The sequence below is a fragment of the Pseudomonas sp. LBUM1663 genome (genome assembly GCF_059695905.1).
Genome location: NZ_CP166792.1, coordinates 3284137 through 3299550, shown reverse-complemented (window position 1 = coordinate 3299550; position 15414 = coordinate 3284137). Strand labels below are relative to the sequence as shown.

13 protein-coding genes are annotated in these 15414 nt (G+C 61.2%); 6 read left to right on the top strand and 7 right to left on the bottom strand.

Going from position 1 to position 15414, the window contains the following annotated elements; translation table 11 throughout:
* Window positions 1-9: 9 nt before the first annotated feature.
* The 3 genes from efeB to efeU are packed head-to-tail and all read right to left on the bottom strand — an operon-like array spanning window position 10 to window position 3374.
* Complete coding sequence (efeB, locus tag ACA075_RS15060) at window positions 10-1308, bottom strand: iron uptake transporter deferrochelatase/peroxidase subunit (protein WP_497299162.1); 1299 nt, start codon at window positions 1306-1308, stop codon at window positions 10-12.
* Window positions 1309-1326: 18 nt separating this feature from the next.
* Window positions 1327-2526 carry an iron uptake system protein EfeO gene (efeO, locus tag ACA075_RS15055; RefSeq protein ID WP_497299161.1) on the bottom strand — a complete coding sequence of 400 codons (1200 nt, stop codon included), beginning with the start codon at window positions 2524-2526 and terminating at the stop codon, window positions 1327-1329.
* Between the two features lie 8 nt (window positions 2527-2534).
* Window positions 2535-3374 carry an iron uptake transporter permease EfeU gene (gene efeU, locus ACA075_RS15050; protein WP_497299160.1) on the bottom strand — a complete coding sequence of 280 codons (840 nt, stop codon included), beginning with the start codon at window positions 3372-3374 and terminating at the stop codon, window positions 2535-2537.
* Between the two features lie 290 nt (window positions 3375-3664).
* Between efeU and ACA075_RS15045 the strand changes: the two genes are divergently transcribed.
* From ACA075_RS15045 to ACA075_RS15020, 6 genes are all read left to right on the top strand, one after another.
* A complete protein-coding gene (locus ACA075_RS15045; RefSeq protein ID WP_497299159.1) occupies window positions 3665-4681 on the top strand; it encodes an AraC family transcriptional regulator in 1017 nt (338 codons plus the stop codon).
* A gap of 276 nt (window positions 4682-4957) precedes the next feature.
* A complete protein-coding gene (locus tag ACA075_RS15040; RefSeq protein WP_497299158.1) occupies window positions 4958-6622 on the top strand; it encodes an AMP-binding protein in 1665 nt (554 codons plus the stop codon).
* Between the two features lie 15 nt (window positions 6623-6637).
* Window positions 6638-7399 carry an SDR family NAD(P)-dependent oxidoreductase gene (locus tag ACA075_RS15035; RefSeq protein ID WP_497299267.1) on the top strand — a complete coding sequence of 254 codons (762 nt, stop codon included), beginning with the start codon at window positions 6638-6640 and terminating at the stop codon, window positions 7397-7399.
* 11 nt (window positions 7400-7410) lie between these two features.
* Window positions 7411-8604, top strand: coding sequence for an acetyl-CoA C-acyltransferase (locus tag ACA075_RS15030; RefSeq protein WP_497299157.1), 1194 nt, complete (start codon window positions 7411-7413; stop codon window positions 8602-8604).
* A 140-nt stretch (window positions 8605-8744) separates the two neighbouring features.
* Complete coding sequence (locus ACA075_RS15025) at window positions 8745-9872, top strand: acyl-CoA dehydrogenase (RefSeq protein ID WP_497299156.1); 1128 nt, start codon at window positions 8745-8747, stop codon at window positions 9870-9872.
* A 14-nt stretch (window positions 9873-9886) separates the two neighbouring features.
* A complete protein-coding gene (locus tag ACA075_RS15020) occupies window positions 9887-10660 on the top strand; it encodes an enoyl-CoA hydratase (RefSeq protein ID WP_497299155.1) in 774 nt (257 codons plus the stop codon).
* A 116-nt stretch (window positions 10661-10776) separates the two neighbouring features.
* Here ACA075_RS15020 and ACA075_RS15015 read toward each other — a convergent pair whose 3' ends face one another.
* From ACA075_RS15015 to ACA075_RS15000, 4 genes are all read right to left on the bottom strand, one after another.
* On the bottom strand, window positions 10777-11928 hold the full coding sequence (locus ACA075_RS15015; protein WP_497299154.1) for an acyl-CoA dehydrogenase family protein: 1152 nt from the start codon (window positions 11926-11928) through the stop codon (window positions 10777-10779).
* A gap of 3 nt (window positions 11929-11931) precedes the next feature.
* Window positions 11932-13038 (bottom strand): enoyl-CoA hydratase/isomerase family protein, encoded by a 1107-nt coding sequence (locus ACA075_RS15010; RefSeq protein WP_497299153.1) that lies wholly within the window; start codon window positions 13036-13038, stop codon window positions 11932-11934.
* A 234-nt stretch (window positions 13039-13272) separates the two neighbouring features.
* Complete coding sequence (locus ACA075_RS15005) at window positions 13273-13980, bottom strand: HPP family protein (RefSeq protein WP_497299152.1); 708 nt, start codon at window positions 13978-13980, stop codon at window positions 13273-13275.
* Window positions 13981-14140: 160 nt separating this feature from the next.
* The gene (locus ACA075_RS15000; RefSeq protein ID WP_497299151.1) at window positions 14141-15319 is read right to left on the bottom strand and encodes an MFS transporter; all 1179 of its coding nucleotides are present in this window, start codon (window positions 15317-15319) and stop codon (window positions 14141-14143) included.
* Window positions 15320-15414 lie beyond the last annotated feature (95 nt).

Genomic DNA, 15414 nt, shown 5'->3' with positions numbered 1-15414 from the left:
GGGTTTTGTTCAGGTGTTTGTTTTGGGTGAGGTAGCGTCAAGCAGCGAGCGACCGATGAAGTCCTTGTCGCCCGTCACACCCGGCAGGGTGAAGAAGTAACCGCCGCCGACCGGCTTGAGGTATTCCTCCAGCGGCTCGCCGTTGAGTCGGGTCTGCACAGTGATAAAACCTTTGTCCAGATCGGCCTGGTAGCAGATGAACAACAAACCCATGTCCAGCTGACCGTTCTTGTTCACGCCGTTGGAATAGTTGAACGGCCGGCGCAGGATCAGGTTGGCCTGGGTCGCAGCGGTGCGCGGGTTGGCCAGGCGGATATGCGCGTCGAGTTTGGTCAGTTTGCCTCCCGGGTCTTTGGCGTAGTCCGGAACTTCAGTTTCATGGGCGCCGCCCATGGGCGCGCCGGTGGCTTTGATGCGGCCGAGAATGCTTTCCTGTTCCTGCAAGGGTGTGCGGTCCCAGCGCTCGACGAAGTTGCGGATGATCCGCACCGCCTGATAGCTGCCATTGGCGGCCCATGCCGGTTCGTCGCTGCCCGGTTGCACCCAGACGATCCTGTCCATGGCCTTGGCGTCGTTGGAATCCGGGTTCGCCGAGCCGTCGCGAAAGCCGAGGAAATTGCGCGCGCTCTGCGCTGGCACACCGGGTTTCGCCGGGGCCTGGGGCGGCACGCTGCCTTCCTGTTTCCAGCGCACCAGCAACAGGTCCGGCAGGTTTTTCACGATGTCGCGCAGGGCGTGGATGTTGGTGTCGGTGGTGTTGGCGCAAAACTGCAGACTCAGGTCGCCGTGGCAGCAATCGGCTTCCAGTGCATCGTTGGGAAAACCGACCATGCGGATTAGGCGTTTCGGTTTGGCACCGGCCAGGCCAAAGCGCTCGTCGAACAGCGACTCGCCCACCGATACGGTGATGGTCAGGTTGTCCGGCGTGACGACCGGGCCGAGGATGCCCGAATCCACCGGTGGCAGTTTCGGATCGACTTGAGCCACCGGGCCGCCCTGCATCAGGAACGCGATGCGCTCGTTGAGAGTGCGGAACAGCCGCTCCAGGTCTTCGCGATCACTGGCCAAAACATCAAACGACACCAGCATGCCCGACGCCGGGCGCGGGGTGACGATGCCGGTCTGGTGCTTGCCGTGGAACGCGTGGCGGTCGTCGGTCTTGTCGCTGCTCGGCGCTTCGGTGACTTGCGCGGGGCTTGCGGCCATCGCCGGGCAGCTCAGTGCGGAGCCTGCCAGCGCGACACCGGCGGCGCCCATGCCCATCAATACCCGGCGACGCTGGAGGTTGAAGTGTTCTGAATCGTTCATCGGTTTTGAGTCTTCTGCTTAAAGGCCGGAAAGGCCGAGGGCGGGATCGATGGCATCGAGTGCGTCGGCCAGTGCCTTGGCCTTGTCGGCGATCTGTTTGCGCTGCTCGGCAGTGACCGTGTCGTAGCTCGCGTAGCCGTCCTGGACCTTCAAACCATTCAGTTCGGCGTCGAGGGCGGTGATCGCGCTGTCGATCTTCGGCAACAACTCGGCGGCGGACTTGGTCAGCAACGGGCGCAACAGGTCGACGACTTTGCGCGCAGCGAAGAGGTTGCCAGCAAATCCGTTCAGGTCAGTGTGGCTGTAGCGTTCTTCTTCACCGCTGCTGGCACGCACATCGGCGAGGCTGTGGAGATTGCGCACGACAATGCTCACCAGTTGCTCCGGTGGCAGCGATTGCGCGAGCAGTTGCTGTTTGAGCGTGGCGACGTCGCTGTTCAAGCGCTGGGCAACCGGCGCAAGCCCGTCGAGGTTGCGTTGCTGGAACAGCGCGTACTCGATGCGGTGAAAACCGCTGAAGGCAGGATCCTGCTCGCGTTTCTCGAAGTAATCGGCGCGGGCGTTGATGGCGTTGTCCAGTTCAGCCAGACGCTGGGCGGCCGGGGCGATCCGTTGATAGGCTGCGCGAGCGGGCACATACAGCGCTTGTGCCTGGCTCAGGTCGCCAGCGGCGATGGCTTGCTCAAGGGCGGCGACGGCTTTGATCAGCGCGCTGCTTTGGCTGTTCAGGTACACGCGGAATTCCGACAACGGCCCCACGAACGCGACCATCGACGGTTTGGCCTTGGCGGCCGCGTCGGAGGCGGCGGTCGGGGTCACGTGCAAGGTGCCGCGCGGATTGCTCAGCAGTCCGCAGGTGATTGCGTAGTCGCCGGGCAGCAGGTTGGCATTGATGACTTGGCTCAGGCCTGGCGCGATGTTTTCCCGTTCTTCGACCACCAGCACGCCGTCGAGGATCTCCCATTCCACCGCCCGGTCCGAGCGATTGACGATGCGGAAACTGGCGCGGCCTGCCGGAACGGTCAGCGCATTCGGCTCGCAGCTGTGCGAGTGAATGGTCACCACCACTTCGTCATGGTTAACCTGGCGCTTGGCCGCCGCCATTTTCGAGGCGTAGTAGAACAGGCCACCGGCGGCGATCATCACGATCACCGAACCGGCCACCGCCCAGCGCAAGGCGCGGGGAGGCGAGGCCTGGGGAGGGGCTTGATTTGGCATGGGAGCCCTTATTGGCTGGAAACGGAAGAGGGTTGTTCAGCGGGTGGCGGGGCCGGGATGAAGAACATCACCAGCGCCACCACCAGGTAAATCAGATAGGCACCGAGGGTGCTGACCGTCGGCGCGTCCTGGTAACCGAACATGCCGGCCAGCACCGAACCCACCGGGCCGTCCATCGGCAGCGTTGCACTGAAATCGAACAGCACGGTTTGCAGGTGATTCCAGACGCCGGCTTCATGCAGCGCCTGCACCGAGTTGGCCAGAATGCCGGCCGCCACCACCAGGATGAACAGACCGGTCCAGCGGAAGAACGCGCCGAGGTTCAGGCGCATGCTGCCGGTGTAGATCAGGAAGCCGACGATGATCGCCAGGATCAGGCCGAGGAGGGCGCCGATCGGTGCCGCCGGGCCTTCGCTCTGCTGGAACACCGCGAGCAGGAAGAACACCGTCTCCAGACCTTCCCTGGCCACGGCGAAAAACACCATGGCGATCAGTGCCGTGACCTGGTGTTTGGAGCCAGTCAGCGCGTGGTCGAGGGAGACGTGCAGCGAGTGTTTGATCGAACGCGCCACTTTGCGCATCCAGAAGACCATGGAGCTGAGAATGCCCGCGGCCACCAGGCCGACCACGCCTTCAAACAATTCCTGTTGTTTCTGCGGGAACTCGGCGCTGACCAGCTCCAGACCACCGCCCACCAGCAGAGCCAGCGCAACGGCAAGGAAAACGCCGATCCACACGGCGGGCATCCACTGGCCACGGCCGGTCTGCTTGAGGTAGCTGGCGATGATGCCAACGATCAACGCGGCTTCAATGCCTTCGCGCAGCACGATCAGAAAAGGAACAAGCATTCAGCACCGTCTCGGGATTAGATAGGGTGCTAATTTGTAACATAATGACACTCATTCCCAAATGGTATTCATTGACATTTACCTGAACCTAACCTGAACAACTCTAAAGATCACACACCCCCTTGTAGGAGCGAGGCTTGCCCGCGAAGAACGATTACGCGGTATCAGGGCAAGACCGAGTCGCCTGCTTCGCGGGCAAGTCGGATCGCCGCACCGCTCGCTCCTACAGGATTGGGTCGCTGTGCGCTAAGATGCCGGCACTCAAACAAGAACAAGGCCCACCTAGGTAAATGTCGGAAAAAGACACCATCGCCATTCAACTGGTGCGCGAAGCCCTGTTGCAAAGCTGCGCCCCTGGAGCCGCCACCGACGAGGTGTTGAACAAGGTCGGCATCGATCCGGCGCTGCTGCACACCACCGACGCCCGGGTCCCGGCCACTGCCTATGCGCGGCTATGGCGCTTGCTGGCCCGGCGCGGGGACGATGAGTTTTTTGGCATGGACCCGCGCAAGCTCAAATCCGGCAGCCTTGAGTTTCTCTGCCGCAGTTCGATGATCCAGCCGAGCCTGGCTGCGGGCCTGACCTCAGGCCTGAGCTTTCTGTCGTTGATGCTCGACCGCATGCCCGCGCAGCTGGTTCGTCAGCAAAGCCTGGCGGAGATCGTGTTGCTGGAAGACGACCAGGACCCGCGCCGCGCCTTCACCTATTTCACCTACTGGATGATCGTGCACGGCGTTGCCTGTTGGCTGGCGGGACGGCGCATACCGATTCTGGCCATCGAATTGCGCTGCCCTGCGCCGGATTTCTGCGATGACTATCAGGTGATGTTCTCCGAGAACCTGCGTTTCGACCGCCCACGCACGCGGATGATTTTCTCGGCGGATTGTCTGGACCTGCCGATCAAGCGCAGCCCGGAAGAACTCAAGCGCTTCCTGGCCCATGCGCCGGCGAACATTCTGGTCAAGTACCGCGACCCGGAGAGCCTGGCCAGCCGGATCAAGCATGATTTGCGCCAGTTGCCTGCCGATCAGTGGCCGGAGACCGAGCCGCTGGCGCAGCAACTGTGCATGTCGGCCTCGACCTTGCGCCGGCGGCTGGCGGAGGAAGGGCAGACCTACCAGGGGCTCAAGGACAGCGTGCGCAAGGAGTTGGCCATTGTGTGGCTGGCCGAGCCGCAGATCAGCTTCGCTGAGATCGCCACGCGGTTGGGGTTTGCGGATGCGAGTTCGTTCTACAAGGCGTTTCGTAAGTGGTCGGGGTCGAATCCGGGGCATTACCGGAGTTTGATCCTCAACGAAGCACACTGATCCGAGGATTGTGTTGATAGGGCGGGCCTCTTCGCGGGCAAGCCACGCTCCCACAGGGTTTTGTATTGTTCACAATAATTACAAACGACACAAAACACTGTGGGAGCGGGCTTGCCCGCGATGGCGCCAGTTCAGACAACAACCCTCTTGAACCTTGGCCAAACCAGTCAAACAACTTGATAGCTTTGACCATTGCCCCGATCCCCGCGCGGGGCGAGTATTTCTGTGGTTTTTACGGTTCCCCCAACCTAATAAAAATACAGAGGGATTCTGGCAATGCGCGATTACTTGTCTGCCACGTCACAGTTCAATTATCAGCACACCGTCGACGCCGCCCTGGCCGGGGATTTGACTGCCCTCAACGCCTGTGTCGAGTGTTGCGACCGGCATGCCTTGCCGGGGCGCATTGCGCTGTTCTGGGAAGGCCGCGACGGCGCCAGCGCGACGTACACCTTCAAAGACTTGCAGGACAAAGCCGCGCGCTTTGCCAACTTCCTCCTGGCCCAGGGCGTAAAAAAAGGCGACAAGGTTGCCGGCCTGCTGCCACGCAACATCGAATTGCTGATCACCATCTTCGCCACCTGGCGCATCGGTGCGGTCTACCAGCCACTGTTCACCGCTTTCGGCCCGAAAGCCATCGAACACCGCTTGAGCAGCTCCGGCGCCAAAGTCGTGGTGACCGACGCGGTCAACCGCCCCAAACTCGCTGAAGTCGCCGACTGCCCGACCATCGTCACCGTCGGCGGTGCGAAAGGCCAAGGCATCGTCCGTGGCGATTACAGCTTCTGGGCCGAACTGGCCAATTATTCCTCCGAGTGTGAACCGGTGTTGCTGACCGGCGAAGACCCGTTCCTGCTGATGTTCACCTCGGGCACCACCGGCCCGTCGAAAGCCCTGTCCGTTCCGCTCAAGGCCATCGTTGCCTTCGAAAGCTACACCCGTGACGCCGTGGACCTGCGCCCCGAAGACGCGTTCTGGAACGTCGCCGATCCGGGCTGGGCCTACGGCATCTATTTCGGCGTCACCGGGCCCATGGCGATGGGGCATCCGATCACCTTTTACGACGGCCCGTTCACCCTCGAAAGCACCTGCCGGGTGATCAATAAATACGGGATCACCAACCTCACCGGGTCACCGACTGCCTACCGTTTGCTGATTGCCGGTGGCGACGAATTTGCCAAGTCGATCAAGGGCAAACTGCGCATCGTCAGCAGCGCCGGTGAGCCGCTGAATCCGGAAGTGATCCGCTGGTTCGCCGACAACCTCGGCGTGGTCATTAACGACCATTACGGCCAGACCGAACTGGGCATGGTCCTGTGCAATCACCATGGCCTGAAACATCCAATCCACATAGGCGCCGCCGGTTTTGCTTCGCCGGGCCACCGCATCGTGGTGCTCGACGATGAATACAAGGAACTCGGCGTCGGCCAGCCAGGCATCCTCGCCATTGACCGCACCCAGTCGCCGATGTGCTGGTTCGCCGGTTATGAAGGCTCGCCGACCAAGGCCTTCGTTGGTAACTATTACCTGAGCGGCGACACCGTCGAGTGGAACCCGGACGGCAGCATCAGCTTTGTTGGCCGCAGCGATGACGTGATTACCACTTCCGGCTACCGCGTCGGCCCGTTCGATGTGGAAAGTGCGTTGATCGAACACCCGTCAGTCATCGAAGCCGCCGTCGTCGGCAAGCCCGATCCGGAGCGCACTGAACTGGTCAAAGCGTTCGTGGTGATTTGTGAGCAATACCGTCCGACGCCAGAACTGGCCGAAGAGCTGCGCCAACACGTGCGCAAGCGTCTGGCCGCGCATTCGTACCCGCGTGAAATCGAATTTGTCAGCGAGTTGCCGAAAACCCCAAGCGGCAAATTGCAGCGCTTTATCTTGCGCAACCAGGAAATCGCCAAGGCTCAAGAGGCCGCGGTGAAGAACGTTCAAGCTTGAATCAAGGACACAATGATGCAGATCGAAAACAAGGTTTTCCTCGTCACCGGCGGTGCGTCGGGCCTCGGTGCGGCCACCGCTGAAATGCTGGTCGCGGCCGGCGCCAAAGTGATGCTGGTGGACATGAACGCCGAGGCGGTTGCGGCCCAGGCTGAACGTCTCGGCACGCAAAGCGTGGTGGCCGACATCAGCGACGAAGCCGCCGCCGAAGCCGCTGTGCAGGCGACGGTGAAAGCCTTCGGCGGCCTGAACGGTCTGGTCAATTGCGCCGGCATCGTGCGTGGCGAGAAGATCCTCGGCAAGAACGGCCCGCACGCGTTGGCCAGTTTCAGCCAGGTGATCAACGTCAATCTGATCGGCAGCTTCAATATGCTGCGTCTGGCTTCGGCGGCCATCGCCGAAACCGAAGCGGATGCTGATGGTGAGCGCGGCGTGATCATCAACACCGCCTCGGCGGCGGCCTATGACGGCCAGATTGGCCAGGCCGCGTATGCCGCGTCCAAAGGCGCAATCGTCAGCCTGACCTTGCCCGCCGCCCGTGAACTGGCGCGCTTCGGCATCCGTGTGATGACCATCGCCCCAGGCATTTTTGAAACACCGATGATGGCCGGCATGACCCCGGAAGTCCGCGCCTCCCTGGCGGCCGGTGTGCCGTTCCCGCCACGTCTGGGCAAACCGGGCGAGTATGCCGCGCTGGTCAGGCATATCATTGAAAACAGCATGCTCAATGGCGAGGTGATCCGTCTCGACGGTGCCTTGCGCATGGCCGCCAAGTAAGGAGATTTGTCATGACTATTGCCAACGATCCCATCGTTATTGTCAGCGCTGTCCGCACCCCGATGGGCGGTTTTCAGGGCGAACTGAAAAGCCTGACCGCACCGCAACTGGGTGCTGCCGCGATTCGCGCGGCGGTCGAGCGCGCCGGTATTGCGCCTGAGTCGGTCGAAGAAGTGCTCTTTGGCTGCGTACTGCCCGCAGGGCTTGGTCAGGCACCAGCGCGGCAAGCTGCGCTGGGTGCGGGGCTGGATAAATCGACCCGCTGCACCACCCTGAACAAGATGTGCGGCTCGGGCATGGAAGCAGCGATTCTGGCCCACGACATGCTCGTTGCCGGCAGCGCCGACGTGGTTGTTGCGGGCGGCATGGAAAGCATGTCCAACGCGCCGTACCTGCTGGACCGCGCTCGCAGCGGTTACCGCATGGGCCATGGCCGCGTGCTCGACTCCATGTTCCTCGACGGTCTGGAAGATGCCTACGACAAAGGCCGCCTGATGGGCACCTTCGCCGAGGATTGCGCCGAAACCAACGGTTTCAGCCGCGAAGCCCAGGACGCGTTTGCCATCGCCTCGACCACCCGCGCACAGCAGGCGATCAACGACGGCAGCTTCAAGGACGAGATCGTGCCGATCACGGTGACTGTCGGTAAAGAGCAGGTGCTGATCAGCAACGACGAACAACCACCGAAAGCCAAACTGGACAAGATTACCTCGCTGAAACCGGCGTTCCGCGAAGGCGGCACCGTGACAGCGGCCAACTCCAGTTCGATCTCCGACGGTGCAGCGGCACTGGTGCTGATGCGCCGTTCCGAAGCGCAGAAACAAGGTTTGAAACCGCTGGCGGTGATTCACGGCCACGCTGCGTTTGCTGATACCCCGGGCCTGTTCCCGGTAGCGCCGGTGGGTGCGATCAAGAAGCTGATGAAGAAAACCGGCTGGTCCGTGGACGACGTCGAGCTGTTCGAAGTCAACGAAGCATTCGCGGTGGTGAGTCTGGTGACCATGACCAAACTGGAAATCCCCCACGAGAAGATCAACGTTCACGGCGGCGCTTGCGCCCTCGGCCACCCGATTGGTGCGTCTGGCGCGCGGATTCTCGTGACCTTGCTCTCGGCCCTGCGCCAGAGAGGCCTGAAACGCGGCGTTGCAGCGATCTGCATCGGTGGCGGTGAAGCCACGGCCATGGCTGTGGAATGCCTGTACTAGGCCAACCTCACCCCTGTGGGAGCCAGCCTGCTGGCGATGACGGTGTGTCATAAAAGTAGATATTGACTGACACGACGCCATTGCCAGCAGGCTGGCTCCCACAGAGTTTTGTGCCGTACTTCGGATTTTAAGGATTCACCATGATTCCCAACGACGAACAACTTCAGATCAGCGACGCCGCCCGGCAGTTTGCCCAGGAACGATTGAAACCGTTCGCCGCCGACTGGGACCGCGAACACCGCTTCCCCAAGGAAGCCATCGGCGAGATGGCCGAGCTGGGCTTCTTCGGCATGCTGGTACCGGAAGAGTGGGGCGGTTGCGACACCGGTTACCTGGCCTACGCCATGGCCCTGGAAGAAATCGCCGCCGGTGACGGCGCCTGCTCGACGATCATGAGCGTGCACAACTCCGTGGGTTGCGTACCGATCCTCAAGTACGGCAACGATGATCAGAAAGAGCGCTTTCTCAAGCCACTGGCCAGCGGCGCTATGCTCGGCGCCTTTGCCCTGACTGAACCGCAGGCCGGTTCCGACGCCAGCGGCCTGAAAACCCGTGCGCGTCTGGAAGGCGATCACTACGTGCTCAACGGCTGCAAGCAGTTCATCACGTCCGGGCAAAACGCCGGGGTGGTGATCGTGTTTGCCGTGACCGACCCGAGTGCCGGCAAGCGCGGCATCACGGCGCTGATCGTGCCGACCGATTCGCCGGGCTACAAAGTCGCCCGGGTCGAAGACAAACTCGGCCAGCACGCCTCCGACACTTGCCAGATTCTGTTCGAAGACGTGAAAGTCCCGGTGGCCAACCGGCTGGGTGAGGAGGGCGAAGGTTACCGGATCGCCCTGGCCAACCTCGAAGGCGGCCGTGTCGGCATCGCCTCGCAATCGGTGGGCATGGCCCGCGCCGCGTTTGAAGCGGCCCGCGACTACGCCCGTGAGCGTGAGAGCTTCGGCAAGCCGATCATCGAACACCAGGCGGTCGCGTTCCGTCTGGCAGACATGGCCACCCAGATTGCTGTCGCCCGGCAAATGGTGCATTACGCAGCGGCATTACGGGACAGCGGTAAACCGGCCCTGGTCGAAGCGTCCATGGCCAAACTGTTCGCCTCGGAAATGGCCGAGAAGGTTTGCTCCTCGGCGTTGCAAACCCTCGGCGGTTACGGTTACCTGAACGACTTCCCGCTGGAGCGGATCTACCGCGACGTGCGGGTGTGCCAGATCTACGAAGGCACCAGCGATATTCAGCGCATGGTTATTTCGCGCAATCTTTAAGAAGGAGTCCATTTGTGAGTTACGAAACGATTTTGTTGGAAACCCACGGTCGTGTGGGCTTGATCACCCTCAACCGTCCGCAGGCGCTGAACGCGTTGAATGCGCAGATCGTCAGCGAACTGAACCACGCCCTTGATGGCCTGGAAGCCGATTCAAACATCGGCTGCATCGTGCTGACCGGCTCGAAAAAAGCCTTCGCCGCCGGCGCCGACATCAAGGAAATGGCCGAGCTGACCTACCCGCAGATCTACCTCGACGACCTGTTCAGCGACAGTGATCGCGTGGCCAACCGCCGCAAGCCGATCATCGCCGCAGTCAACGGTTTCGCCCTGGGCGGTGGCTGTGAACTGGCGTTGATGTGCGATTTCATCCTGGCTGGCGACAATGCGAAATTCGGCCAGCCGGAAATCAACCTCGGCGTGTTGCCGGGCATGGGCGGCACCCAACGCCTGACCCGCGCCGTGGGCAAGGCCAAGGCCATGGAAATGTGCCTGAGCGGGCGTTTGATCGATGCGGTAGAAGCCGAGCGCTGCGGGATTGTCGCGCGGATCGTGCCGGCGGATGAACTGCTGGAAGAAGCGCTGAAAGTCGCGGCGTTGATTGCCAAGAAGTCGCTGCCGATTGCGATGATGGTCAAGGAAAGCGTCAACCGTGCATTTGAAGTGAGCTTGTCGGAAGGCGTGCGCTTTGAGCGCCGGGTGTTCCATGCGGCGTTTGCGACGCAGGATCAGAAGGAAGGGATGGCGGCGTTTATTGCCAAGCGTGAGGCTGAATTCAAAGGCAAGTAATGCGGCGCTTTCACTGACGCCATCGCGGGCAAGCCTCGCGCCTACAGGTTATCGGTGTTCGCATGAACGACTCGTAACCTTGTAGGAGCGAGGCTTGCCCGCGATGCTTTTAGGGCTTACACCAAATAATTTTTCAGCTCCCGGGCAATCACCATCCGCTGAATCTCGCTCGACCCTTCATAAATCTGCGTAATCCGCGCATCCCGGTAATAGCGCTCCACCGGGTAATCCTCCAGATACCCATACCCGCCATGAATCTGCATCGCCGACGAGCAGACCTTCTCCGCCATTTCCGACGCAAACAGCTTGGCCTGCGAAGCCTCGGACAGGCACGGCTTGCCGGCACTGCGCAACCGCGCCGCATGCAGGATCAGCAAGCGCGCCGCGTTCAGCCGGGTGTGCATGTCAGCGAGCATATTCGCGATGCTCTGGTGCTCGATGATCGGTTTGTCGAACTGCACCCGATCCCGCGAATACGCCAGTGCGGCTTCGAACGCTGCCCGGGCAATGCCCAACGCTTGCGCGGCGATGCCGATGCGGCCGCCTTCGAGGTTAGACAGGGCGATGGCCAGCCCTTTGCCGCGATCACCCAGCAGATTGGCTTCGGGAATCGTGCAGTTGCTCAATGTCACCGCACAGGTGTCGGAAGCACGAATGCCCATCTTGTGTTCGGTGCGGTCGACGATAAAACCGGTGGTATCGGTCGGCACCAGAAACGCTGAGATGCCGCGTTTGCCCAAGTCCGGATCGGTCACGGCAAACACAATCGCCAGTTTCGCCCGTTTACCATTGCTGACGAATTGCTTGGCGCCGTTGATCACCCATTGCCCATCGCGCAGTTCGGCGCGTGTGCGCAGGTTGTGCGCTTCGGAGCCGGCTTGCGGCTCGGTCAGGCAGAAGCAGCCGATCGCCTGGCCGCTGGCCAGGTCCGGCAACCACGTTTGCTTCTGTTCTTCGGTGCCGTAGTTGAGTACCGGGCCGCAGCCCACGGAATTGTGGATGCTCATCAACGCGCCAGTGGCGCCGTCGCCGGCCGAAATCTCTTCCACCGCCAGGGCGTAGGCGACGTAGTCGACATAGGTGCCGCCCCATTCTTCCGGCACCACCATGCCCAGCAGGCCCAGTTCACCCATCTTCGCTACCAGGCCGTCATCGATCCAGCCGGCCTTTTCCCAGGCTTGCGCATGGGGCGCGATTTCGCCGCGGGCGAAGTCCCGGGCCATGTCGCGGATCATGACTTGCTCTTCGCTCAATTCGATATCGTGCATGGCTCAGTTCCCGCTCTGTTCAAAACCGCTGAAAAAACTCGCGACGTGCTCGGCGTCCAGCGCCTGCAAGGTCGGCGGGTTCCAGCGTGGTTGCTTGTCTTTATCGATCAGCAAGGCGCGCACGCCTTCGATCAGGTCGCCGCGCGCAAACCACTGAAGGTCCAGGTGCAGCTCAAGGGCGAAACAGTCTTCGAGACTCAAGTGCCGACCGCGACGCAGCATTTCCAGGGTGACGCCCATCGCCAGCGGCGAACGGCTTTCCAGCAGATCCGCCGTGGTCGTGGCCCATTCATGGCTGTCGGCGACCGTCACTTCACGCAGTTGCTCAACAATACTCGGCACGTCGGGCAGGGCGAAGAAGTGATCGATGGCCGGGCGCAACGCTTCCAATGGCGCATCGGGCAGTTGTTGCACCGCGAGTTTCGCCAGCAGGCCTTGCAGGTCCTTGAGCGGCGTTTCGTGCCATTGAAGCTGATCGAGTTGCTCGTCGAGCGAGCTGAGCTTTTCGCTTTCCAGGTACCAGTCGGCCAAGCCGCAATAAAGCGCATCGGCCGCGCGGATCTGCACGCCGCTGACGCCCAGATAAATCCCCAGTTCACCGGGAACCCGTGGCAAGAAGTGACTGCCACCCACGTCGGGGAAATAACCGATGGCCACTTCCGGCATCGCCAAGCGGCTCTTCTCGGTGACCACCCGCAAATCGGCGCCTTGAACCAGGCCCATACCGCCGCCGAGGACGAAACCGTCCATCAAGGCCAGCACCGGTTTGCGGTAGTGATGAATGGCGAGGTCGAGGGCGTATTCCTCGACGAAGAAATCTTCGTGCAACGTGTCGCCGCTTTTGAAACTGTCATACAACGAGCGAATATCGCCGCCGGCACAGAACGCTTTCTCGCCGGCACCGCGCAAGACCACTGCATGAACCTGCGGATCCTGCGCCCAGGCGTCGAGCTGGCGCTGCAGATGGCGGACCATGTCCAGGGTAATGGCGTTGAGACCGGAGGGGCGATTGAGGGTCAGGTGGCCGATGTGGTTGCGGACCTCGGCCAGCACTTCGTTTTGCGTGGCATCCATGGACGAAGTCGCCTTCGATGAAACCTGAGCAGTCATCACTAACTCCCTGCTTTTATTGTTCTTTATAGAGAAGCTCGCGCGCGAGCGATCCCGGATCGTACCAGTGCAAATTTGTGATGTACAACCGGGATATGTGCAGGTCCTTCCTGCATATTTGCATGGTTCTAATGTGGGAGCGGGCTTGCTCGCGAAGACGTAGTGTCATTCGCATCAATGTTGACTGACAGGGCCTCTTCGCGAGCAAGCCCGCTCCCACAGGGATTTGTGCCGTCAGGAACGTTGGATCAAGACTTCACCAATACTGCGACGTTTGGCGTGTAACTCGCTGATATGGATCAGTTGTTCAAGGTCTTCCGGGGTGACATCGAAGAATGCTTCCATCTCCTCCAGGGCGAGTTTCAAGTCCTGGGCGGTGATGGCCTGGCTGTCGATCGGGGGATGATCGGCCGGCACCACGGCCACCGGCTCGCTTGCACGCTTGGGGTAGCGAATTTGCGTCAGGTTGTTATAGGCCAGGGCGCTGAGCAGCATGGTCGATGCGCCGAGCATCACCGGGCCGAGGGCTTTCCAGTCCAGCGCGATGGTCGCAGGGTCTGCCAACACCAACAGCAGCGCCAAGGCTCCGGCCGGCGGGTGCAGGCAACGCAGCCAGCACATCAGCATTAGCGCCATGCCCGCCGCCAGGCAGGCGCTGCCAAGGGTTCGTCCGAGTACGTGAGCCACCAGTAGCGAAACGACGCCGGCACTCAAGTATCCGCCCAGAATCGACCACGGCTGGGCGAGGGCGCCGGAAGACACCGCGAACAGCAACACCGCCGATGCGCCCAGCGGCCCGATCAAATGCTGGGCCACTTCCATGCCGAACACTTGCGCGCACAGCCAGACGCTGAACAGCGTGCCCAGGGACATGCCGATAGCGGCACGGCTCCATTCGGAAGGTCGCGTGTTGATGGCGGCAGGTAACCAGCGAGCGAGCATGAGGCAAACGATCCGTTGGTAAAAAACCAGGAAAAAAAAAGGCTTATCTGGGAAACCCAGAAAGCCCTTGAAGGTGTTCCAACTATTGGGGGAGGAACGAGGCACAGTGTGCCGTGCATTCCCGATGCTGACAAATTCATATTAATGCAGCTTTAGTGCATTATTTTTGCTGTAACGCGACTCGACGACCGCTCATGAAACACAGAAACCCGCCCATGGCTGTCAGCGCGCTCAGGGCATAAAACATGGTGGGCGCCGGTGTGTGCATCAGCAGGAAACCGCAAATCACCGGGCTTAACGCACCACCGAGGGCCGCGAGGTTCTGTGCGCCGTAGTAACTGCCGCGCAGTTCTTCCGGGGCCAGGGTGTCGACGAAGAGAAATTCGGCGGGGTAAATGATCATTTCACCGAGGGTGAAGATGAACATCGCCACGCACCAGCTCACCAGGCTGTCGGCCAGACTGAAGCCGATCAGCCCGACAATAAACAGGCTGGTGCCGCCGGCGATCCAGTAACGCAGCTGTTCGCGCTTGAGGAAACGGCCGATCTGGTATTGCAGCAGGATCACGCTGATGGCGTTGCAGGCGAGCAGGGCGGCCATGGTTTCCAGGGCGCGCTTGGAATCATGAGTCACCAACAGGTATTGCGACAGGTACAGGGTGAAACGGCCGTGGACCACGGTGCTGAGCAGACAGCCGCAGGTGAACATGATCAGGGTGCGGTCATTTTTCAGGGTGATCAGCGTCTTGAGAAAACTCTGGGGCTGGCCGATCGCGGGTGCCTGGGCCGAGTCCTTGGGGATTCCGATCATCAGGAAGATGCTGAAAAACGCGATGCCGCCGGCAATCAGGAACGGCGCAATTGGGTACACGCCGGCAATCACCACACCGAGCATCGGGCCGGTGGCGTAGCCGATGTTGGTCAGGGTGTAGCGCAGGGAAAACGCTTTTGCGCGTTGGCCAATCGGCAGGTTTTCGCTGAGGATCGCCTTAGAGCCGATCAGGAACAGCGCCGAGGCGGTTTCGGTGATCACCAGGGTGGCGGTGGTCAGGTAGAGGTTTTCGGCGAAGGTCAGCAACACGAAGCCGATGGCGCTGGAGAGCATGGCGAGGATCAGCAGCCGACGCTTCTCAAGGCGGTCAATGATGTAGCCGCCGTAGAGCGCTAGCAGGGTGGCGATGAACACCGCGATGCCCAGCAGCAAACCGACATCCTGCTGGTTGAGGCCGAGCTTGTTGCTCAGAAACAGCGTGAGCAGCGGGCTGGTGATGGCGCGGCTGACGACGATGGTCAGCGAAACGATCATCAACCGGCGGATTACGAGCGAGTAAGTGGCCACGGTGGGGCAAATGTCCTTATTCAGATTCTATTGTGTTCGACGTTGGACCGAGGCGCGGCTATCGCGAGCAGGCTCGCTCCCACACTGGATCTTCA

Coding starts and splice junctions, on each gene's coding strand:
- efeB (WP_497299162.1), bottom strand. CDS start 1,308: ATGAACGATTCAGAACACTTCAACCTCCAGCGTCGCCGGGTATTGATG.
- efeO (WP_497299161.1), bottom strand. CDS start 2,526: ATGCCAAATCAAGCCCCTCCCCAGGCCTCGCCTCCCCGCGCCTTGCGC.
- efeU (WP_497299160.1), bottom strand. CDS start 3,374: ATGCTTGTTCCTTTTCTGATCGTGCTGCGCGAAGGCATTGAAGCCGCG.
- ACA075_RS15045 (WP_497299159.1), top strand. CDS start 3,665: ATGTCGGAAAAAGACACCATCGCCATTCAACTGGTGCGCGAAGCCCTG.
- ACA075_RS15040 (WP_497299158.1), top strand. CDS start 4,958: ATGCGCGATTACTTGTCTGCCACGTCACAGTTCAATTATCAGCACACC.
- ACA075_RS15035 (WP_497299267.1), top strand. CDS start 6,638: ATGCAGATCGAAAACAAGGTTTTCCTCGTCACCGGCGGTGCGTCGGGC.
- ACA075_RS15030 (WP_497299157.1), top strand. CDS start 7,411: ATGACTATTGCCAACGATCCCATCGTTATTGTCAGCGCTGTCCGCACC.
- ACA075_RS15025 (WP_497299156.1), top strand. CDS start 8,745: ATGATTCCCAACGACGAACAACTTCAGATCAGCGACGCCGCCCGGCAG.
- ACA075_RS15015 (WP_497299154.1), bottom strand. CDS start 11,928: ATGCACGATATCGAATTGAGCGAAGAGCAAGTCATGATCCGCGACATG.
- ACA075_RS15010 (WP_497299153.1), bottom strand. CDS start 13,038: ATGACTGCTCAGGTTTCATCGAAGGCGACTTCGTCCATGGATGCCACG.
- ACA075_RS15005 (WP_497299152.1), bottom strand. CDS start 13,980: ATGCTCGCTCGCTGGTTACCTGCCGCCATCAACACGCGACCTTCCGAA.